Source organism: Microbacterium sp. (assembly GCF_017305435.1).
Taxonomy (GTDB): Bacteria; Actinomycetota; Actinomycetes; order Actinomycetales; family Microbacteriaceae; genus Microbacterium.
This window is the reverse complement of the sequence record NZ_JAFKIP010000003.1, coordinates 563,444-583,908: the sequence shown is the minus strand read 5'-3', so window position 1 is coordinate 583,908 and position 20,465 is coordinate 563,444. Positions and strand designations below refer to the sequence as shown.

Here is a 20,465-nt window from a genome sequence, read left to right as displayed (position 1 = left end):
TGGCGGCGTGAGCGCACCCTCGGCATCCCGTCCCTTCGATGCCCGTGCGCTCACCGAACCCGTCGACCGCCGCACGGCGCGCGCCTATGTGAAGCAGCTGAAGGCGGCAGGGCGGATGCCGTCGGCATCCCCCGTCGGCCTCATCATCGGCGTCGTCGTGTTCGCGGTGTTCCTGCTGATGTTCGGCAGCGTGTTCGTCGGCATCATCGGATCGATCCTCTCGCTGCGCGGCGGCGAGGCCAGCGTCTTCGCGATCGCCCCGGTGCTCGTCTTCACGGCGCTCGTCTTCGCCGCGGGCTTCGTGATCTGGGGCCTGTTCACAGGGCGGATCGGCGCCGGTCCGCTGCGCGCCTATCGCCTGGACCGGTTCGCGCAGGCCAACGGCATGACCTGGTACCCGGAGGCGAAGGCACCCGCGCTCCCCGGGATGATCTTCGATGCCGGGCACTCCCGCGTCGCGACCGACATCCTGCGCGGCGATCGGCCCCGCCTCGTCGAGTTCGCGAACTACCGCTACAAGACGGGCTCCGGCAAGAACGAGTCGACGCACACCTGGGGCTACGTCGCGGTGAAGCTCGCCAATCCGCTGCCCCACATCGTGCTGGATGCCACGGGCAACAACGGCTGGTTCGGATCGAACCTGCCCGAGTCGTTCGACACGCACCAGCGTCTGAGTCTCGAGGGCGACTTCGACAGGTACTTCGCGCTGTACTGCCCGGAGGGCTACGAGCGCGACGCACTGTACCTCTTCACCCCCGACATCATGGCGCGCTTCGTCGACAACGCCGCCGCCCTCGATGTCGAGATCGTCGACGACTGGCTCTTCCTCTATGCGCAGCGCGACCTGTCGACCCTCGACCCGGCGACGTGGGAGTGGCTGTTCTCGGTCGTCCGGTCGCTCCTCGACAAGCTCGCCCAGTGGGAGCGCTGGCGCGACGACCGTCTGACGGATGCCGCGACGACCCGCGCCGCGGCATCCGGCGGCGCCGCCCTGCCCTTCGCCGCGCCGACGTCCGCGCTCACGCCGCCGGGGACGCTGACGACACCCCCGGTCGGGGTCGCACCGCAGGGCCGACGGCTGAAGTCGCGCTTCTCGGTGTTCGGCGCGATCCTCGTCGTCGGCTTCCTCGCGATCTGGGCGTGGAGCTTCGTGTCGCCGATCCTCGCCGCCGTCTTCGGGCGCTGAGCCCGCCGACGCTCGGGCGTTGAGCCCGCGACGCTCAGCTCCGTTCGGCCTCCCACGCCGCCCGGCGTACCGCCTGCTCGGCAGGGTCGGGCACGGGGAGCGACGCGATGAGCTTGCGGGTGTAGGCGTCCCGCGGGTTCCCGAGCACGTCGGCGGTGCGCCCCTCCTCCGCGATGCGACCTCGGTGCAGCACGACGACGCGATGCGCGAGCAGATCGACGACCGCGAGGTCGTGCGTGATGAAGAGCGTCGCGAACCCGAACCGCTCCTGAAGCTCGCCGAACAGCTCGAGCACGCGCGCCTGCACCGACACGTCGAGCGCGCTCGTCGGCTCGTCGGCGATCAGCAGCTTCGGATCGAGCGCGAGCGCCCGCGCCAGCGACGCGCGCTGGCGCTGGCCGCCCGACAGCTCGTGCGGGTAGCGGTCGCCGAAGGCCTTCGGCAGCTGCACCGCCTCGAGGAGCTCGTCGACCTTGTCGCGGGCGGATGCCGCGTCGCGCGCACCCCCGTGCACGATGAGCGGCTCGGCGACGCACTCCGCGATCGTCAGCAGCGGGTTGAAACTCGTCGCCGGATCCTGGAAGACGAACCCGAGGTCCTTGCGGCGCTTCCGGAACTCGCGCTCGCGCACCCCGTTCATCTCGGTGCCGAGCACCCTCAGCGACCCGCCCACGACGGGCGTGAGGCCCGCGATCGCCCGGCCGATCGTGGTCTTCCCCGATCCCGACTCGCCGACGAGCCCCAGCACCTCGCCGGGGCGGATCGCGAAGTCGATCCCGTGCACGGCACGGAATGTCGGGCTCCCCAGGCGCCCGGGGTACTCGATCACGAGCCCCTTCGCCTCGACGACGGGCGTGGCCTCCGCGGCGACCGACGCCGGCAGCGGCCGGTCGACGAGCTGCACGCGCGGCACCGCCGCGAGGAGCTTGCGCGTGTACTCGTGGCGAGGGTCCGCGAAGATCTCCCGTACGGGCCCCGTCTCGACGAGCTCGCCGTTCAGCATGACCGCCACGCGGTCAGCGAGGTCGGCGACGACGCCCATGTTGTGCGTGATGAGCACGATCGCCGTACCGGTCTCGTCGCGCAGCCGCCGGAGCAGGTCAAGGATCTCCGCCTGCACCGTGACATCCAGTGCCGTCGTCGGCTCGTCGGCGAGGATCACCGCGGGGTTCAGGGCGAGCGCCATCGCGATGACGATGCGCTGCTTCTGACCGCCGGAGAACTGGTGCGGGTAGTCGTTCACGCGACGCTCGGGCTCGGGGATGCCGACGCGGCGGAGCATCTCGACAGCCGTGGCCTTGGCATCCGCCTTCGAGTACTCGCCGTGCGCCCGCAGGCCTTCCGCGAGCTGCCAGCCCACGGTGAAGACGGGGTTCAGCGCCGTCGAGGGCTCCTGGAAGATCATCGCAGCCTTCGTGCCGCGCACCTCCCGCAGCTTCTCGCCGGAGAGCCCCACGACCTCCGTGCCGTCGAGGATCACGGCGCCGCGCGAGGTCGCCGTCTCGGGCAGGAGCCCCAGAATCGACCGCGCCGTCACCGTCTTGCCGCTGCCGGACTCGCCGACGATCGCCAGCACCTCGCCGGGGTGCACGTCGAGCGACACATCACGCACGGCGTGCACATCACCGCCGTCGGTCGAGAAGGTGATGTCGAGATCGCGGATCTCGACGGCGAGCTGTTCGTTGGGGCTCATCACGGCACCTCTCCGAGGAACTCCTGCGCGGTCGGCTGCGTCGCGGCGACGGCGTCGGCGGGGGTCTGCGCCGCCTTGGCCTTCCCGCCCGAGCGGCGCCGCGCGCGCAGGCGCGGGTCGGCGAGGTCGTTGAGGCTCTCGCCGATGAGGGTGATCCCGAGGATCGTCAGCACGATCGCGACGCCCGGCGGGATCGCCGTCCACCAGATGCCGGCGGCGACGTCCGAGATCGACTTGTTGAGGTCGTAGCCCCACTCGGCCGCGGCCGTCGGCTGGATGCCGAACCCGAGGAAGCCGAGCGCGGCTAGCGTCGAGATCGCCTCGGAGGCGTTGAGCGTCACGATGAGGGGCAGCGTCCGCGTCGAGTTGCGCAGCACATGCCGGAACATGACGCGCGGCGTCGAGGCGCCGATGACCTTCGCCGACTCGACGAACGCCTCGCTCTTCACCCGGACGACCTCCGCCCGCACGACCCGGAAGTACTGCGGGATGAAGACGACGGTGATGGATGCCGCGGCCGCGATGATGCCCGAGCGGAGATCGGACTGGCCCCCCGAGATCGCGATCGCCACGACGATCGCGAGGAGGAGCGTCGGGAACGCGTAGATGGCATCCGCCACGACCACCAGCAGGCGATCGACCCAGCCGCCGAGGTAGCCGGAGAGAAGCCCCAGAAGGATGCCGATGAACACCGACATCGCGATCGCCACGACGACGACCATCAGGGCGGTCTGCGCCCCCCAGATGACCCGGGAGAGCACGTCGTACCCGCCGACCGTGGTGCCCAGGAGATGCTGCGCGCTCGGCGGCTGCTGTGCGCCGAAGTTGGAGCCGTCGGCATACGTCAGCTGGCTGTAGCTGTACGGCGCGATCCACGGCGCGAGGAGGGCCATGAGGACGAACACGCCCGTGAGGACGAGTCCGGCGACGAGCATGCCGCGCTGGAGCCCGACGCTCTGGCGCAGCTGGTGGACGACAGGGAGGCGGTCGATGATCGGGCGGCGCGCCATCTCAGTACCTCACTCGCGGGTCGATGAACGCGGCGATGATGTCCACGAGGAAGTTCGTCACCGCGACGATGATCGCGATCATCGCGACGATGCCCTGCACGGCCACGAAGTCGCGCGCGGAGAGGTATGCGGCCAGCTGGAAGCCGAGTCCCTTCCACTCGAAGGTCGTCTCGGTCAGCACGGCGCCACCGAGCATGAGCGCGATCTGCAGGCCGATGACCGTGATGATCGGGATGAGCGCGGGCTTGTATGCGTGCGTCCGCACGAGCCGGCTCTCCCGCACACCGCGGGAGCGGGCGGCGTCGATGTACGGCATGTTGTACGTGCCGATGACGTTGGTGCGGACGAGTCGCAGGAAGATCCCGGCCGTGAGAAGGCCCAGCGTGAGGGCCGGCAGGATCGCGTGCGAGAGGACGTCCCAGACGTAGTTCGGGTTGCCGCTCGCGATCGCGTCGATGAGGTAGATACCGGTCCCGCCGTCGCGATTCAGCGCGATCTCGGTCCGCACGTTCGCGCGCCCCGAGACGGGCAGCCAGCCGAGCCACACCGAGAAGACGAGCTTGGCGACGAGGCCCGCGAAGAAGACGGGCGTCGCGTAGAAGAGGATGGCCGACACGCGCAGCACGGCATCCGGCCACCGGTCCCGCATCGCGGCGGCGACCATGCCGAGCGGGATGCCGACGATGAAGGCGACGACGAGGGAGTAGAGCACGAGCTCCAGCGTCGCGAGACCGTACGTCGCGAGCACGTGGATCACGGGCTGCTTGTCGGTGATCGTCGTGCCGAAGTCGAAGGTGAAGATCTGGCCCAGGTACTCGAAGTACTGGATGAAGATGTTGCGGTCGTACCCCGCCTCGTGGATGCGCTCGGCGAGTTGGTCGGCCGGTAGGCGCCCTCCGAGGGCGGCGGTGATCGGGTCGCCCGTCATCCGGATGAGGAAGAACACGAGCGTCACGAGGATCAGCACCGTCGGGAAGATGAGCAGGAACCGGATCAGGATGTACCGGGCGAGGGTGCTCCCCCCGGATCCGCGGCGCCCGGTCACCTCGAGGGCGGGCGGCGGCTCGGTGACCGCAGCGTCGATGGTCATGGATGTCTACCTTACGGAACGGACCCCCGCGCGCCGGGATTCGGTGCGCGGGGGTCCGGACGGGTGTCCTACTTGGTGATGGGCGCGAAACGCAGCTTGAACGACGCGTCGAGGGTGACCCCGCTGACGTCCTTGCCGGTCACCGCGACCTGAGCACCCTGCAGCAGCGGCACCGTGGAGAGGTCAGCGGCGACGAGCTGCTGGATCTTCTCGATGTCCGCCTTGCGCGTGGCGGCGTCCGTCTCGACCGCCTGCTGGAGGATCAGGTCGTTGACCGCCGGGTTGTCGTAGTGGTTGCCGAGGAAGTTGTCCTTCAGGAAGAACGGCGTCAGGTAGTTGTCGGCGTCGGAGTAGTCCGGGAACCAGCCGAGCTGGTACGCGGGGTAGACGTCGGCGGTGCGGTCCTTCGAGTACTGCACCCACTCGGTCGACTGCAGGTCGACCTGGAACAGGCCGTCCTTCTCGAGCTGCGACTTGACCAGCGCGTACTCGTCACCCGACGAGGGGCCGTAGTGGTCCGGGCTGTACTGCAGGCTGAGCTGAACGGGCGTCGTGACGCCGGCCGCCTCGAGCGTGGCCTTCGCCTTCGCGGCATCCGGCCCACCGTTGCCGTCGCCGTAGAGACCCTTCAGCGCGTCGGTCGCGCCGGCGAAGCCCTCGGGGACGTACGAGTAGAGCGGCGTGTAGGTGCCCTTGTAGACCTGCTCGCTGATCGCGTCGCGGTCGACGAGATCGGCGACGGCCTGACGGACGGCGAGCGCCTTGGCCGGGTCGGCCTCGGTGGTCGTCGCGCCGTACGGCTGCGTGTTGAAGTTGAACACGATGTAGCGGATCTCGCCGCCGGGGCCGTCGACGACCTTGACGGCGTCGTTGCCCTTCAGGTCCTCGACGTCGGTCGCCGAGAGGCTGCGGTACGCGACATCCACGTCACCCTGCTGCACGGCGAGCTTGAGGTTCGACGACTCGGCGAAGTAGCTCAGGATGACGCCGCCGTTGACGGGCGCGTCGAGGAGGCCCTTGTAGTTCTCGTTCGGGGTGAACTCGACCGACTTGTTGAAGTCCCACGAGGTGATCTTGTAGGGGCCGCCGAACGCGTCCGCGTCGACGATGTCCTGGTCGGGCGTGACCGCGTCGGCCGAGAAGACCTCCTCGTCGACGATCGCGCCCGGGAAGCTCGTCAGGATGAACGGGAAGACCTGGTCGTTGTCGGTCTTCAGCTTGAAGACGACGGTCGTGTCGTCGGGCGTCTCGACGCTGTCGAGGTTGTAGAGGAGGCTCGACGCGCCGTTCGGGTCGGCGATCTTCACGTTGCGGTCGAACGAGAACTTCACGTCCGAGCTCGTCAGGTCATGGCCGTTGGACCACTTCAGACCCGCCGGGAGCTTCACGGTGTACTCGTTGGGCGCGGTGAACTCGGCCGACTCGGCGAGGTCGGGGACGACCTCGTTGGAGTTGTAGTCGGTGTTGACGAGATACGGGAAGACCTGCGTCTGCACGGCGAGCGAGCCGTTGTCGTAGGAGCCGGCGGGGTCGAGCGTCGTGACCTTGTCGGTGGTGCCGACGATGATGGGCTCGCCCGAGGCGTCGCCGCCGCCGGAGGCGCCGCCGGTCGTGCCGCCGCCGGAACAGCCCGCCAGAAGGAGCGTCGCGACGCCGAGCGCCGAAGCGGCGCCGATCAGGCGCGCGCGCGTGGAGTGATGCAGTGCCATTCGAATACCTCTGCTGTGTGAAGGGCGCCCCGCAGGGTGACGGGGCCATTGGGCTATCTTTCACCCGGCGGGTCGCGGTTGCAGGGTTCGCGCTCACTTCGTAACGAGACTGAAACCCAGTGCCGCTCTCCGCGCTCCCCGATGCGGGACGGGTGACGGATGTCACGGGCGATCGATGACGCCCGTGTGAGGCCCATGGATCCGGCCAGCGAGAGAGTCGGAACATGAACGAGAACCAGACTCCCCTCGCGGTGGATGCCGCGGGGCTGCGCAAGAGCTACGGCACCGTCCGTGCGGTCGACGGCGTCGATCTGCGCGTGCGCCCGGGCGAGATCGTCGCCTTCCTCGGACCGAACGGCGCCGGCAAGACGACGACGATCGACATGCTGCTGGGGCTCGCCGATCCCGACGCGGGCGCGGTCCGCATCTTCGGCGAGACCCCGCGCGGCGCGATCGCGCACGGCCTCGTCTCGGCCGTGCTGCAGACCGGCGGGCTCCTGAAGGACATCACCGTCCGCGAGACGCTGGCGCTCACGGCGAGCCTGTTCGCCTACACGCGCCCCCTCGACGAGGTCATGCGGCGCGCGGGCATCACCGAGATCGCCGACCGCCGCGTCGGCGTCTGCTCGGGCGGCCAGCAGCAGCGCCTGCGGTTCGCGATGGCCCTCCTCAGCGACCCCGGCCTCCTCATCCTCGACGAACCGACCACCGGAATGGATGTCGAGGGCCGGCGCGCGTTCTGGAACGCGATCCGCACGGATGCCGCGCGCGGTCGCACCGTCCTGTTCGCGACGCACTACCTCGACGAAGCCGACGAGTACGCCGACCGCATCGTGCTGATGAGCCGCGGGCGCATCGTCGCGGACGGCACCACCGCCGAGATCAAGAACCTGGTGTCGGGTCGCATCGTGCGGGCGACACTGCCCGGCGCCGACCCGGCATCCCTCGCCGCCCTCCCCGGCGCGAGCGACGTCGAGTGCGCGGGCGACCGCATCACGATCCACACGAAGGACTCGGATGCCGCGGCCCGCTACCTGCTGACCCAGACCACCGCCCGCGACGTCGAGATCACGGCGCAGAACCTCGAGAGCGTCTTCCTCGCCCTCACCTCCGAAGGAGCATCCGCATGAGCACGGCATCCCTCCCCTCGGCGACGGCCAACGAGCGCGTCACGCTCGACCGGCGCGTCCCGCCGCTCGGTGGATTCACTCTCACCTACCTGCGCATCGAGCTGGTCCGCCGGCTGCGCAACCGGCGCACGCTGTTCTTCACGATCGCCTTCCCGGTCGTCATGTACGTGCTCATCGGGCTGCCGTTGCGCGACGAGGCCCTCACCGACGTGCCCGTCGCTCAGGGCGGAGTGTCCGTCGCCGCCTACATCATGGTGTCGATGGCGCTCTACGGCGCGATGATGTCGGCGACGCAGACGGGAGCCGCCGTCGCCGTCGAACGCGCGCAGGGCTGGAGCCGCCAACTGCGCCTCACCCCGCTGAACCCCGTCGTCAACGTCATCATCAAGATGATCGCGGGCATGGTGCTGGGCCTGCTCGCGGTCGTCGCCACGTACATCGCGGGCGCGATCAGCGGCATCCAGCTGAGCCCCGTGCAGTGGATCGGCACAGGACTCGTCGGCTGGGTGCTCGCGGGCGCCGTCTTCACGACGCTCGGCCTCTTCGTCGGGTACCTCATGCCGAGCGAGAACGCCGCGCAGGTGACGAGCCTCGTCGTCGTGTTCCTGTCGTTCCTCGGCGGCCTCTTCTACCCGCTCAGCAGCATGCCCGACTTCATGCAGACGCTCGCGCACTTCACACCCGTGTACGGCATCGGAGAGCTCGCCCGCTCGCCCCTGACCGGCGAGGGCTTCGACGGGCTGTGGCTCGTGAACGCGCTCGTGTGGCTGGCGGTCTTCATCGCCGGCACGACGTGGGCGTTCCGGCGCGACACGAAGCGCGTCTGACGGGCCCGCCCTACAGTGATGAGCGTGACGAGCGACCGGTTCGGCGGGCCGGGGTGGGAGATCCACTCCGGCCCCGTCCGTGCGCCGTTCGCGTCGCTCACGACGCGGCCTGCGATGCGCTGGTACCTCGGCGCGGCGTTCTCGCTCCTGTGGCTCGTCACGGTGGCCCCCGATGTCGTCACGCAGTCGAGCGGAGTGCTCGCGACCGTCGCGGGGATCCTGCTGGTCATCGTCTTCGCGCTCGCCTTTCTTGCGAGCGCGCCCCTGGCCTGGACCCTGCCGCGTCACCTGCGGCTCGCGCCCGCCGGCATCCTGCTCGCCCTGTCGTTCACGCTCTTCCCCTGGATCGGCTGGGGCGTGCGAGGGATCTGGACGTACGTCGGCGTCGCGATCGGCATGGCGGTCATGCCGATCCTCGTGACCTGGGCGGCGCTCCTGGGGCTCGGAGCGCTCGCGGTGCTCGCGGGGGTGCTCACCGAGGGGTGGGACGAGAACGTCTTCTGGATCCCGGCGATCATCGTGTCGATCTCGGCCATGATGGCGGCGTTCGCCCGCAACCTCGCGGCGATGAACGAACTGCGCGCCACGCGGGACCGGATGGCACAGCTCGCCGTGGAGCGGGAACGCTCCCGCGTGGCCCGCGACATCCACGACATCCTCGGTCATTCGCTCACCGTCATCACGGTGAAGGCCGAGCTCGCCGGGCGACTCGTCGACGCCGACCCCGCCCGTGCCCGCACCGAGATCGGCGATGTCGAACAGCTCGCCCGTGGCGCGCTCGCCGACGTACGGTCGACGGTCGCGGGCTATCGCGGCGTGAGCGTCGCGGGCGAGCTCGTCGCGGCACGCGCGGCGCTCGAGGCGGCCGGGATCACGCCCGACCTCCCCGGGTCGATCGACGCCGTCGCGCCCGCGCAGCGTGAGCTCGCCGGGTGGGTCGTGCGGGAGGGCGTGACGAACGTGGTGCGGCACGCCGCGGCATCCGTTTGCCGCGTCCGCCTGGATGCCGCGGAGATCGCGATCGACGACGACGGGATGGGTCCCGTCGTCGCCGCCGCCGACACGAGCGGGGGGAACGGACTCGCCGGCCTGCGCGAACGCGTCGAGGCGGCGGGCGGCGTGCTGTCGGTCGGGCGCAGCGACCTCGGCGGGTTCCGACTGCGGGTGCGGCTGTGACGGGCGGCAAGCCGGGCGGCATCCGGCTGTTGATCGCCGACGACCAGGCGCTCGTGCGCGGTGCGCTCTCGGCGCTGCTCGGCCTCGAGAGCGACATCGAGGTCGTCGCCGAGGTCGGGCGGGGCGATGAGGTGGTGGATGCCGCGCGCGCGGCCGCGCCGGACGTGGCGCTCATCGACATCGAGATGCCCGGCATCGACGGCATCCAGGCCGCGGCCGACCTCCGCGCCGCGCTGCCCTCGTGTCGCGTCATCATCGTGACGACGTTCGGCCGCCCGGGCTACCTCAAACGCGCGATGCAGGCGGGCGCCGCCGGCTTCGTCGTGAAGGACACGCCCGCCGCCCAGCTCGCCGACGCGGTCCGCCGCGTCGAACAGGGGCTGCGCGTCGTCGACCCGGCACTCGCCGCCGACTCGCTCGCGCAAGGCGATTCGCCGTTGACCGAACGCGAGACCGACGTCGTCGCGCTCGCGCGCACGGGCGGATCGATCGCCGAGATCGCGCGCGCCCTGCACCTGTCCGAGGGCACCGTCCGCAACCACCTGTCGGCCGCGATCGGCAAGACCGGGGCGCGCAACCGCGCCGACGCCGCCCGCATCGCGGACGAGAACGGGTGGCTCTGAGCGGGTGGCACTGAACGGGTGGCTCTGAACGGGTGACGTTGAACGGGTGGCTCTGAGCGGAGCGGCCTGCCTCAGGGTTCTCCGTCGGCGGAGCCGGCGTGCGATGCCAGGCCGAAGGCCGCCAACTCGGCATCCGTCAGCATGCGCGAGCGGATGATGAACCGGTTCCCCGTCGGCCCCTCGACGCTGAAGCCCGCACCCCGACCGGGCACGACGTCGATCGTGAGGTGGGTGTACTTCCAGTACTCGAACTGCGCGGCCGAGATGAACACCTCGATCGGGTCGTCGAGGCCGACCTCGAGGTCGCCGAGCTTCACGTCGGAGGGTCCGGTGAGGAACATCCCGACGGGGAAGCACATCGGGGCGCTCCCGTCGCAGCACCCGCCGGACTGGTGGAACATGAGCTGCCCGTGCTGCGCCGTCAGTTGGCGCAGCAGAGCCGCCGCGGCATCCGTCACGGCGACCCTGCTGAGTGTGATGGTCATGGCATCCTTTTCCCTCCCCTGTCCCCGCCCCTGTCCCACTTGTGGCTGTTTCTGATACGCGGAAGCGACCACAAGTGGGACAAGCAGTGCCCCAAGTGGGACAACCGGTGCCCCAAGTGGGACAAGGGGTGGCGCGGGCTCAGAAGAAGCCCATCGCGCCTTCCGCGTAGGAAACGAGCAGGTTCTTCGTCTGCTGGTAGTGGTCGAGCATCTTGAGGTGGTTCTCCCGGCCGATGCCCGACTGCTTGTACCCGCCGAAAGCCGCGTGCGCCGGGTACTGGTGGTACGTGTTCGTCCAGACACGGCCCGCCTCGATCGCACGCCCGGCGCGGTACATCGTGTCGGCGGAGCGGCTCCACACCCCCGCCCCGAGGCCGTACAGGGTGTCGTTCGCGGTGTGGATCGCGTCGTCGAACCCGTCGAACGACGTGACCGAAACGACCGGCCCGAAGATCTCCTCCTGGAAGATGCGCATCGAGTTCTGCCCCTCGAACACCGTCGGCGCCACGTAGTAGCCGCCCGACAGCTCGCCGCCGAGGTCGACCCGTTCGCCGCCCGCGAGGAGCTTCGCGCCCTCGGCCTTGCCGATCTCGATGTAGCTGAGGATCTTCTCGAGCTGGTCGTTGGATGCCTGGGCGCCGATCATCGTCGCGGGGTCGAGCGGGTTGCCCTGCACGATCTTGCCGACGCGCTCCAGTCCATCGCCGAGGAACTGGTCGTAGATCGAGCGCTGGATGAGCGCGCGCGACGGGCACGTGCAGACCTCGCCCTGATTGAGCGCGAAGAAACTGAACCCTTCGAGCGCCTTGTCGTAGTAGGCATCCTGCTGACGCGCGACATCCTCGAAGAAGATGTTGGCGCTCTTGCCACCGAGCTCGAGCGTCACCGGGATGAGGTTCTGCGACGCGTACTGCATGATGAGACGGCCCGTCGTCGTCTCACCGGTGAAGGCGACCTTGCGGATGCGCTTGTGCTGCGCGAGCGGCGCGCCCGCCTCGATGCCGAACCCGTTGACGATGTTCACGACGCCCGCCGGCAGCAGATCGCCGATGATGTCGAAGAGGAAGAGGATGGATGCCGGGGTCTGCTCGGCCGGCTTCAGGACGACGCAGTTGCCCGCGGCGAGCGCCGGGGCGAGCTTCCACGTGGCCATCAGGATCGGGAAGTTCCACGGGATGATCTGACCAACGACGCCCAACGGTTCGTGGAAGTGGTACGCGACGGTGTCTTCGTCGATCTGGCTGAGCGTGCCCTCCTGGGCGCGGAGGACGCCGGCGAAGTAGCGGAAGTGGTCGATCGCGAGCGGGATGTCGGCGGCGAGCGTCTCGCGAACGGGCTTGCCGTTCTCCCACGTCTCTGCGACGGCGATCTTCTCGAGGTTCGCCTCCATGCGGTCGGCGATCTTGTTGAGGATGTTCGCGCGGTCGGCGGGTGTCGTCTTCTTCCACGACTCGAACGCCTTCCACGCGACGTCCACCGCGCGGTCGATGTCTTCGACGGTGCCGCGGCCGACCTCGCAGAACGGCTTGCCCGTCACGGGCGTGATGTTCTCGAAGTACCCGCCCTTCGCGGGTTCGACGAACTCGCCGCCGATGTAGTGGCCGTAGCGGGGGCGGTACTCGGCGACCGAGCCGCGCTGACCGGGGGCGGCGTACACGCTCGAGACGCCTTCTTCGACGATGGTCATGATGTCTCCTTCGACAGTCCTTCGGGGGCGGCAGCAGCGCCGCTTCTCGGATGCCGAGGAACCTACGCCGCGCAACGTTGCATTCCGTTGCGCGGGTCGCGGACTGGACGCGGCCGACCACACCTGACCTCGAGAGAACACGCCATCGCCGAGGGAACGGGTGATACCCGGGCTCTCGGCGATGGGTTGTTCTCTCGCGGGACGGCGAAGGTCAGATCCTCGCGTCGACCGCGGCGAGCAGCGAGCGCAGGCGAGGGTCGGATGCCAGGTCGTCGAGCAGCATGGCGCGGCCGTCCGGTCCCCCGAGCGGGATCTGCCAGTTCGGGTACTCGGTGTCGGTGCCCGGCTGGTTCTGCGTGCGGCGTTCGCCGACGGCATCCACGAGGGCCACGCCCACGAGCTGGGACGGGGTCGCCGTGATGAAGGCGTAGAGCGCCTCGATGACCTCCTGCTCGGTCGGGGCGTCGCCCAGCAGCCCCCGCTCGCGCAGCAGGGCGAGCATGGCGGCGCGCTCGGCGTCCGCGTCGGCGAGCTCCTCCTCGACGGGCCGCGTCAACAGACCGAGCCGCGCGCGCAGGGCGACGTGCTCGTCGGCGAGGTAGCCGGCGGTCGGCGGCAGGTCGTGCGTGTTGACCGTCGCGAGCAGCGACCGGCGGTAGTGCTCGGGCGGCACGAACCCGTCGCCCTCTCGCTCGAACCACAGCACGCTGGTCCCGAGCACGCCGCGGGCGGACAGGTAATCGCGCACCCAGGGCTCGACGTTGCCGAGGTCCTCGCCGATGAGCACCGCACCCGCGCGCTGGGCCTCGAGCATGAGCACGCCGATCATCGCCTCGTGGTCGTAGCGCACGTAGGTCCCTCCCGCGGGCGACAGTCCCTCGGGGATCCACCACAGGCGGAAGAGCCCGATCACGTGGTCGATCCGCAGCGCGCCGGCATGGCGCAGGAGCGTCCGGATCATGTCGCGCAGCGGCGCGTACCCCGCATCGGCGAGCGCGGCCGGCAGCCACGGCGGCTGATTCCACGTCTGCCCCTGCTGGTTGTACATGTCCGGCGGCGCGCCGACGGCCATGCCGCGCGCGTACATCCCGCGCAGCGACCAGGCATCCGACCCGCGCTGGTGCACGCCCACGGCGAGGTCGTGCATGACGCCGATCGACATGCCGGATGCCACGGCTGCCGCCTGCGCGCGCTCGAGCTGCTGATCGCAGATCCACTGCAGCCAGACGTGGAAGGCCACTCGGCCGGCGAGGTCGCGACGGAGCTCGGCGACGAGCGGGGAGGAGATGTCCCACGCCTCGCCCGGTCGCTCGGCGCCGTCGTAGTGCTCCTCGAGGGCGCACCACAGCGCGAAGTCCTGGAGGGGCCGGCCCTCGCGCGCGGCGAATGCGTCGAGCTCGGCGCGGCGAGCGGCGCTGAGCGGCACGGCGAAGATCGCGTCGAGCGCGGCGCGCTTCGCCGCCCAGACGGCGTCGCGGTCGATGCGGGTGGAGGCGTCCGCGTCCATCGCGGCGACCGGGGCGCGGGCGGCCTCTACGAGGGCGCGCTCGACGGGCGTCAGGTACGCGACCTCGCGGATGTCCTCCGGCCGCACGTACAGCGGGGCCAGGAAGCGCCGCGTCGCCGGGAGGTAGGGCGACGGCTCGATGGGGCTCGTGACCTCCGCCGCGTGGACGGGGTTGATGAGGAGGAAGTCGGCGCCCTCCCCGCCGGCGATCGCGGCGAGGTCGCCGAGGTCGGCGAAGTCTCCGAGCCCCCACGACGCCCGTGAGCGCACCGAGTACAGCTGCGCCATGAGACCCCAGCCACGATCGCGCCCGGGCCGCGTCGGCGGGTCGGGCATGCGCTCGGGGGTGATGACGAGCGTCGCCGTCGCGGTGCGCGCGGGCTCGCTGTGGCCGAACGCCGTCTCGGTCGCCGACACCGTGTGCCAGCCGAGCGGCAGGTCTGTCGGCAGCGGCACCTCCACCCGCCACCGCAGCACGCCGCCCGCGAGCCGGGCCGAGGGATTCTGCGCGGGGATCGCGAGGTCTCGCGTCGACCCGTCCTCGCACGTGAGCGTCAGACGCACGTCGTGGCCGTCGACCACGTGGACGAACAGGGAGCGCACGCCGGGCCGCGTGACGTGGGATGCCGGCAGGAGCGCGAGCCACGGGCGTTCCTCGACGGCGGCGAGCGCGGCGGCGACCTCGGCATCCGTCACGGCGGCGACGCCCATCGCCCGCAGCACAGCGCGCAGCGTCGCGGCGGGGACCTGCACCCGTTCGCCGAAGAACGACCAGTACTCGGTCGCGATGCCGTGCGCGTCGGCGAGACGGACCAGCGCGTCCCCGGGAACGCCGGGGACATCGGGGCTCGGGATGTCTGCGGTCATGGCCACCTCCGTACCGCCATCCTGCCAGGCGGGCGCGGTTCCGCCACCGTCGCCGCGGGGCGACGCTCGTCAGGCCTCGAGCTTCTCGATCCGCGTCACGAGCGCGGCGCGCCGCGGCGATCGCGCGGGCAGCATCTCGAGCGCGAGGCGGAGGACCTCGGCATCCTGCTGACCGTCGACCGTCTCGACGTAGGCGAGGAGCACATCGACGGATGCCTCGGTGAGGAGCGCGTCGCGCAGGCCGAGCCGCACGGTGTCGCGGAACTCCTCCACGCCCGGCGCCGTCGAGTCGGGGAGCACCGGTCCGCGGTAGGCCGCGAGGGCCACCCGATGCGCGCCGCGGCCCACGAGGGACATCACCTGGTGGGCGTCCGTGTCGAGTTCGGCCGGAAGGCGGTAGGGGCGCGACCGGGGCACGAGCTGCGGGGCGATGCGCTCGAGCACTTTGCGCAGCCGCACCATCTCGGGGCGGAGCGTCTTCTCGCCCGCGTCGGGTCCGTAGACGAGCTCCGTCAGCCGGTCGGCCGACAGGCCCTGCGGATGGACGGCGAGCAGCAGCAGGATCTCGGCATGACGACCCGAGATCTCGGCGATCCTCTCGCCGTCGGCGCCGCTCACCTCCAGGAGGGCGCGCTCGCGTCCGAGGACGCGCAGCATCGCCGTCTCGGGCGCGCGGGGCGCGCGGACGGAGCCGCGCGCCGGTCCGCGGCGAACGGGGATGGGCGCCGTCGCCGCAGCCCGCGCGCGCAGCCGCGCGACGAGCAGCTCGCTCTCGACGGCACGCGCCGTGGCATCCACCAGCAGCTGCGCCTGCGGGGTCGCCGCCTCACTGCCGCCGGTCACGTCGATGACACCGAGCAGGCGCCGGGTCTCCGGGTCGTGCACCGGCGCGGCCGTGCACGACCACGGGGCGACGAGCCGGTTGAAGTGCTCGGCGCCATGGATCTGCACCGACCGTCCGAGAGCGAGGGCGGTACCGGGAGCCGACGTGCCGACGACGTCCTCCGACCAGTTCGCCCCGGCGACGAAGCCCATGCCGCCGGTGAGATCGCGGACCCGCCGATCGCCCTCCACCCAGAGGAGGCGTCCGGCGGCGTCGCCGACGGCGACCACGACTCCGGCATCCGATTCCGGCAGCAGCAGCGACCGGATCATGTCCATCGCGCCGGCCAGCGGATGAGCGCTGCGGTAGGCCTCGATCTCTTCCTCGCTGAGGTCGAGCGGCGGCGTGCCGTCGGGACCGACGAGGTGGGCGAGCGAGCGCCGCCACGAGTCCTGCACGAGATCGCGCACCTGCCGCAGCCGGGGGTCACCGGCATTGCCCCCGACGAACTCGTCGTGCGCGCGCTCGATCAGCAGGCGCGATGTCTCCGGCGAGACCTCGCGCCGGGGCGACCACGGCGAGGGCACGGCGACTCCGATCGACGGTGAGGAGCGTGCCGTCAGTCTAGGTCGGCGGGCGACCGCATGGAACGGAACCCGTTCGAAAAGCAGGGCGGATCGACCCTTCGGGGCCGCGCAGGCCGCCCTGCGGCCGATCCGGCCTGCTTTTGCGACGCCGATCAGGCCCAGCCGGGCCGGGCGGGCCGGGCCGGGCGGGGCGGGTCGGATCGCTCAGCTTCGCGCGGCCCACCAGTCGCGGAGGCGCTCCTCGGCGGCATCCGGGCCGATGATGCCCTCGTCGAGGCGCAGATCCAGGAGGAACCGGTAGGCCTCGCCGACCTCGCGCCCCGGCCCGATGCCGAGGACCTCCTGGATGCGGTTGCCGTCGAGCTCGGGGCGCATCGCGTCGAGCTCTTCCTGTGCGGCGAGCTCGTCGATGCGCCGCTCGATGTCGTCGTACGCGGCCGAAAGGCGCGCCGCCTTGCGCTTGTTGCGCGTCGTGACGTCGGCACGGGTGAGGATGTGGAGGCGCTCGAGCTCGGCGCCGGCATCCCGCACGTACCGGCGGACGGCGGAGTCGGTCCAGGCGCCCTCGGAGTAACCGAAGAATCGCAGATGCTGCTCGATGAGCTGGGCGACCGAGGAGATCGTGTCGGTGTCGAAGCGCAGCGCCTGCAGGCGCTTGCGCGCCATCCGCGCACCCTTGAGATCGTGGTGGTGGAAGCTGACGCCGCCGCCCGGTTCGAGCTTGCGCGTCGCGGGCTTGCCGATGTCGTGGAGGAGCGCGGCGAGGCGCAGCGTCACGTCGGGTGCCGCGCCGGGGTGGCGGGCGTGCTCGAGGTCGATCGTCTGCTGCAGCACCGTGAGCGAGTGCTCGTAGACGTCCTTGTGGTGGTGGTGCTCGTCGATCTCGAGGCGCAGCGCGGGGACCTCGGGCAGGATCTCGTCCATGAGGCCGGTGTCGACGAGCAGCCGGATGCCGCGGACGGGGTCGGCGGAGGCGAGCAGCTTCACGAGCTCGGCCTGCACGCGCTCGGGGCTCACGATCCCGATCGAGGCGCGCAGCCGCGTCATCGCCTCGAGCGTCTCGGGCGCGACGGCGAACCCGAGTTGGCCGCTGAATCGCGCCGCGCGCAGCATGCGCAGCGGGTCGTCGCCGAAGCTCACGTCGGGGTCTCCGGGCGTGCGCAGGACGCCCGCGATGAGGTCCTCGACGCCTCCCGTCGGATCCACGAGCGCCGGCACGGGCAGCCGCAGCGCCATCGCCCCGATGGTGAAGTCGCGGCGGGCGAGATCGGCCTCGAGGTCGTCGCCGAAGGCGACCGTCGGCTTGCGGGTCACGCCGTCGTAGCTGTCGGCGCGGTAGGTCGTGATCTCGACCTGCTCGGCGACGCCTGGCTCTCCGGACGCCCCGGGGCCCGTGATCTTCGCACCGATCGTGCCGAACGCACGCCCGATGTCCCAGGTGGCGGATGCCAGGGGTTTCACGATCCGCAGTATGTCGTCCGGGCGGGCGTTCGTCGTGAGGTCGAGGTCGTGCGTTCCGCGGCCGAGGATCGCGTCGCGCACGGGCCCCCCGACGATCGCGAGCTCGAACCCGGCCTGCGCGAACGCCGCGCCCAGGCGCGCCATGATCGGCGAGGTCGCGAGCGCCCCCAGGCGGTCGAGCCCCTCGGCCATGTTGAGCATGGATTCCAGGGTAGCGGGCGGGGAGTCAGCAGAACGCCGCGATGCGCGCGAGGGTCGCCAGCACCCGCCCGGGATCGTCCATCCCGAGCTGGTAGTAGTACGTGCCGCGGAGGGCATACCCCGACCACACGAGGTACCCGTAGACATCGGGCCCGAGCTCGAGGTAGCCGGACGCGCGGTTGCACGCGCCGTCGGTGAGGATGCCGGTGAACCCGGGGTCGACCGCCGCGGGGTCATCCGGGTAGATGCCCTCGCCGACGACGATCATCCCGCCGCCGCTCACGTCGTACAGGCACGCGCGGAGCGGCCCGTTGGTCGGGTCGCCGAACTCGCCGTAGCGCACGCTCGTGATCTCGCGGCCGGAGACGGCGGCGACGTCCTGCGCGCTCACGGAGCACTCGATCGGGGTGTCGAGCGGGGGCTGCGCCGGAGGAACCGCCGGACCGGGCGGATCGGCCGCGGGCGGGTCCGGCGTCTCGTCGGCCTCCCAGTAGCGCACGACGTGCTGGCGCACCTCGAACGTCGGATTCACGGCGAGCTCGATCGCCGTCGCTACCTGGTCCAGCGCGCCCCCCAGAACCGCGTCGACGAGACCCCCGCCGAGCGAGCGGATGTACGAGGTCACCCGCTCGGCATCCGCGCGCTGCATCGACACGATGACGAGGGCGGGCGCGGCACGGACCACCCGCTTCTCGGCAGTGAGACTCTCGACACCGGTCGTGAGGTCGAGGGCGGCCGCGTTGTCGGCCCCGAGGGCGGTCGGCGGCGTGCCCGGAACGATCACCCCGTCCGGCACTTCGGGCACGACGCCGACCTGGAACTGCCAGTCGAGCTTCGTGCCCTTCTGGCTGGTCGGATCGAGGATGCCGAGAAGGCTGAGGCAGCTCTGCACCGCGACCGGAGGCGACGCCGCCGCGCCGACGAGGCGCACGGTGTCGGTGAACGCCATGGGTGACGCCCCGTTCAGGCCGACCTCGAGCGCGCCGGACGGCGCTGTCTCCCACTGCACCGTCCACGGCGTGAGGAGCGAGCCCATGTTCAACACGACGTTGGCGACCGCGATAGCGCGTTTGACGGCGGCGAGCGCGCCGCCCGTGACGGCGTCGAGGGCGCCGTAGGCCTGTTCGAGGGCACCGCGGATGACGGTGCCGAGATCGCCCATGTCGTCGAGGAACGCATTGACGCTCCCGATCGCGTCGCCGACGGTGCCGCAGGGATCGGGCGCGGCGACGCGGCCGTCTGTACCCGCCGCGAGCGGCGCGGAGGTCGGTGGTCCGGGCAGGGGCGCGGCGACCGCGGGCGCACGCCCGCCGACGGCGGGCACGGCTCCGGGCGGACTCGTGTCGACGGTGCGACCGGCGTCGTCGAGCGCGTCCGCGGTGAACAGCAGCAGGACGACGTCGGGAACGACACCCGCAATCGGCGCCTGGAAGCCGCGGGCCGCGGCGGCCCGCGGCGTGTCGGCGTGCGCCCACCACGCCGCGATGACCCCGGAGGTCGTCAGGGCATCGCCGCGCGCGCTTTCTGCACCGTCCGCACCGATCGCATCGAGGAGCTCCGTCGGCGTGCCGTCGAAGACGGTCGCGTCGTCGTCACCGGCCGGCATCCCGTGCGCGAGCGCCGCGGCCTGCCAGTCCGTCAGCACCAGAACCGTGTCGCCGGTCACCGGCTGGAGCGGCTCTCCGCCCTCGAACGGCACGGTCGCGATGCCCCATCCCGCGAGCTCACGCCGCCAATCACCACTCGCCCCGCTCGCGTCGCTCTCACTCGGGCGGCAGGCGCTCAGCCCGGCACCCGCGAGGGCGGCCGCGAGAAGCGCGGCAAGCGCGATCCGCGCGCGCAGCATCATCCGTCCTTCGCGAGCGCAACGCAGACCTGGGCCAGTTCGACGGTCCCCTCCGTGGTCGTCGTCGCCGTGACGGTGAGGATGCCCGCGTAGGGACCGCCGTCCGCGCCCAGCGGCGCGAGGGGGCCGGCGAGCCGGAACGTCCCGCCGTCGGCATCGAAGAAGAACGAACCCTGGACGGGGAACGCCGAGGCGCCGTCGACGTACGCCAGCTCCCAGCCGTAGGTCGTGCCGTCGGCGTACCCCGCGTCGGTGAACTCGATCGCGTCGGCATCCGATGCGAGCGGCACGATTCCGGCGTCGGGCTGCACCGTGACGCGCGCGTCGCGGTGCAGCCCGAACCCCCCAGTCGTCACCCCGTCGCAGGAGAGTGCCGAGGTTCCCGAATCGCCGGCATCCGCCGTGCCCGCGGTGCCGCGCTCGTCACCCGTCGGCGCCCCCGCCGCACAGCCCGCCAGAGCACTCCCCAGAGCACCCCCCAGGGCAAGCGCGACGATCACGCAGCCCGCGAAGCGGGCGGGTCGGGTGCGGGAACGGATGCCAGGGTGACGCATGCC

General features: G+C 71.1%; 16 protein-coding genes. 5 read left to right on the top strand and 11 right to left on the bottom strand.

Annotated elements, in window-relative coordinates; all coding sequences use genetic code 11:
- Window positions 1-7 precede the first annotated feature (7 nt).
- Window positions 8-1,186, top strand: coding sequence for a hypothetical protein (locus J0I43_RS06025; protein WP_292860517.1), 1,179 nt, complete (start codon window positions 8-10; stop codon window positions 1,184-1,186).
- A gap of 34 nt (window positions 1,187-1,220) precedes the next feature.
- On the opposite strand, the gene J0I43_RS06020 is transcribed toward J0I43_RS06025, so the two are convergent.
- The 4 genes from J0I43_RS06020 to J0I43_RS06005 all read right to left on the bottom strand — a co-directional run bounded on the left by J0I43_RS06020 (window position 1,221) and on the right by J0I43_RS06005 (window position 6,688).
- Window positions 1,221-2,879, bottom strand: coding sequence for an ABC transporter ATP-binding protein (locus tag J0I43_RS06020; RefSeq protein ID WP_292860514.1), 1,659 nt, complete (start codon window positions 2,877-2,879; stop codon window positions 1,221-1,223).
- Window positions 2,879-3,889, bottom strand: coding sequence for an ABC transporter permease (locus J0I43_RS06015; RefSeq protein ID WP_292860511.1), 1,011 nt, complete (start codon window positions 3,887-3,889; stop codon window positions 2,879-2,881). The genes J0I43_RS06020 and J0I43_RS06015 overlap by 1 nt, the downstream gene beginning before the upstream one ends.
- Before the next feature lies 1 nt (window position 3,890).
- Window positions 3,891-4,979 (bottom strand): ABC transporter permease, encoded by a 1,089-nt coding sequence (locus J0I43_RS06010; protein ID WP_292860508.1) that lies wholly within the window; start codon window positions 4,977-4,979, stop codon window positions 3,891-3,893.
- Between the two features lie 68 nt (window positions 4,980-5,047).
- Window positions 5,048-6,688 (bottom strand): ABC transporter substrate-binding protein, encoded by a 1,641-nt coding sequence (locus J0I43_RS06005; RefSeq protein WP_292860505.1) that lies wholly within the window; start codon window positions 6,686-6,688, stop codon window positions 5,048-5,050.
- Window positions 6,689-6,912: 224 nt separating this feature from the next.
- Here J0I43_RS06005 and J0I43_RS06000 point away from each other — a divergent pair, with 224 nt between their 5' ends.
- The 4 genes from J0I43_RS06000 to J0I43_RS05985 are packed head-to-tail and all read left to right on the top strand — an operon-like array spanning window position 6,913 to window position 10,444.
- On the top strand, window positions 6,913-7,818 hold the full coding sequence (locus J0I43_RS06000; protein WP_292860502.1) for an ABC transporter ATP-binding protein: 906 nt from the start codon (window positions 6,913-6,915) through the stop codon (window positions 7,816-7,818).
- On the top strand, window positions 7,815-8,645 hold the full coding sequence (locus J0I43_RS05995; protein ID WP_292860499.1) for an ABC transporter permease: 831 nt from the start codon (window positions 7,815-7,817) through the stop codon (window positions 8,643-8,645). The genes J0I43_RS06000 and J0I43_RS05995 overlap by 4 nt, the downstream gene beginning before the upstream one ends.
- 24 nt (window positions 8,646-8,669) lie before the next feature.
- Window positions 8,670-9,821, top strand: a complete 1,152-nt coding sequence (locus J0I43_RS05990; RefSeq protein WP_292860496.1) for a sensor histidine kinase — start codon at window positions 8,670-8,672, stop codon at window positions 9,819-9,821.
- Window positions 9,818-10,444 (top strand): DNA-binding response regulator, encoded by a 627-nt coding sequence (locus J0I43_RS05985; RefSeq protein WP_292860493.1) that lies wholly within the window; start codon window positions 9,818-9,820, stop codon window positions 10,442-10,444. The genes J0I43_RS05990 and J0I43_RS05985 overlap by 4 nt, the downstream gene beginning before the upstream one ends.
- 71 nt (window positions 10,445-10,515) lie before the next feature.
- Here J0I43_RS05985 and J0I43_RS05980 read toward each other — a convergent pair whose 3' ends face one another.
- The 7 genes from J0I43_RS05980 to J0I43_RS05950 all read right to left on the bottom strand — a co-directional run bounded on the left by J0I43_RS05980 (window position 10,516) and on the right by J0I43_RS05950 (window position 20,462).
- Window positions 10,516-10,929 carry a DUF779 domain-containing protein gene (locus tag J0I43_RS05980; RefSeq protein WP_292860490.1) on the bottom strand — a complete coding sequence of 138 codons (414 nt, stop codon included), beginning with the start codon at window positions 10,927-10,929 and terminating at the stop codon, window positions 10,516-10,518.
- A 139-nt stretch (window positions 10,930-11,068) separates the two neighbouring features.
- The gene (locus tag J0I43_RS05975; protein ID WP_292860487.1) at window positions 11,069-12,616 is read right to left on the bottom strand and encodes an aldehyde dehydrogenase family protein; all 1,548 of its coding nucleotides are present in this window, start codon (window positions 12,614-12,616) and stop codon (window positions 11,069-11,071) included.
- Between the two features lie 211 nt (window positions 12,617-12,827).
- Window positions 12,828-14,990 carry a 4-alpha-glucanotransferase gene (gene malQ, locus J0I43_RS05970; protein WP_292860484.1) on the bottom strand — a complete coding sequence of 721 codons (2,163 nt, stop codon included), beginning with the start codon at window positions 14,988-14,990 and terminating at the stop codon, window positions 12,828-12,830.
- A gap of 69 nt (window positions 14,991-15,059) precedes the next feature.
- The gene (locus J0I43_RS05965) at window positions 15,060-16,400 is read right to left on the bottom strand and encodes a helix-turn-helix domain-containing protein (RefSeq protein ID WP_292860482.1); all 1,341 of its coding nucleotides are present in this window, start codon (window positions 16,398-16,400) and stop codon (window positions 15,060-15,062) included.
- 204 nt (window positions 16,401-16,604) lie between these two features.
- Entirely contained in the window at window positions 16,605-18,062 is a 1,458-nt protein-coding gene (locus J0I43_RS05960) for a CCA tRNA nucleotidyltransferase (protein ID WP_292860479.1), read from the bottom strand.
- Window positions 18,063-18,087: 25 nt separating this feature from the next.
- A complete protein-coding gene (locus J0I43_RS05955) occupies window positions 18,088-19,908 on the bottom strand; it encodes a hypothetical protein (RefSeq protein ID WP_292860476.1) in 1,821 nt (606 codons plus the stop codon).
- A complete protein-coding gene (locus J0I43_RS05950) occupies window positions 19,908-20,462 on the bottom strand; it encodes a hypothetical protein (protein ID WP_292860473.1) in 555 nt (184 codons plus the stop codon). The genes J0I43_RS05955 and J0I43_RS05950 overlap by 1 nt, the downstream gene beginning before the upstream one ends.
- Window positions 20,463-20,465 lie beyond the last annotated feature (3 nt).

What these genes read in the sequence shown, in the direction of transcription:
- J0I43_RS05955 (WP_292860476.1), bottom strand. Translation starts at nt 19,908, where the DNA reads ATGCTGCGCGCGCGGATCGCGCTTGCCGCGCTTCTCGCGGCCGCCCTC.
- J0I43_RS05950 (WP_292860473.1), bottom strand. Translation starts at nt 20,462, where the DNA reads ATGCGTCACCCTGGCATCCGTTCCCGCACCCGACCCGCCCGCTTCGCG.
- malQ (WP_292860484.1), bottom strand. Translation starts at nt 14,990, where the DNA reads ATGACCGCAGACATCCCGAGCCCCGATGTCCCCGGCGTTCCCGGGGAC.
- J0I43_RS06010 (WP_292860508.1), bottom strand. Translation starts at nt 4,979, where the DNA reads ATGACCATCGACGCTGCGGTCACCGAGCCGCCGCCCGCCCTCGAGGTG.
- J0I43_RS05975 (WP_292860487.1), bottom strand. Translation starts at nt 12,616, where the DNA reads ATGACCATCGTCGAAGAAGGCGTCTCGAGCGTGTACGCCGCCCCCGGT.
- J0I43_RS05980 (WP_292860490.1), bottom strand. Translation starts at nt 10,929, where the DNA reads ATGACCATCACACTCAGCAGGGTCGCCGTGACGGATGCCGCGGCGGCT.
- J0I43_RS05995 (WP_292860499.1), top strand. Translation starts at nt 7,815, where the DNA reads ATGAGCACGGCATCCCTCCCCTCGGCGACGGCCAACGAGCGCGTCACG.
- J0I43_RS06015 (WP_292860511.1), bottom strand. Translation starts at nt 3,889, where the DNA reads ATGGCGCGCCGCCCGATCATCGACCGCCTCCCTGTCGTCCACCAGCTG.
- J0I43_RS06020 (WP_292860514.1), bottom strand. Translation starts at nt 2,879, where the DNA reads ATGAGCCCCAACGAACAGCTCGCCGTCGAGATCCGCGATCTCGACATC.
- J0I43_RS06005 (WP_292860505.1), bottom strand. Translation starts at nt 6,688, where the DNA reads ATGGCACTGCATCACTCCACGCGCGCGCGCCTGATCGGCGCCGCTTCG.
- J0I43_RS06000 (WP_292860502.1), top strand. Translation starts at nt 6,913, where the DNA reads ATGAACGAGAACCAGACTCCCCTCGCGGTGGATGCCGCGGGGCTGCGC.
- J0I43_RS05960 (WP_292860479.1), bottom strand. Translation starts at nt 18,062, where the DNA reads ATGCTCAACATGGCCGAGGGGCTCGACCGCCTGGGGGCGCTCGCGACC.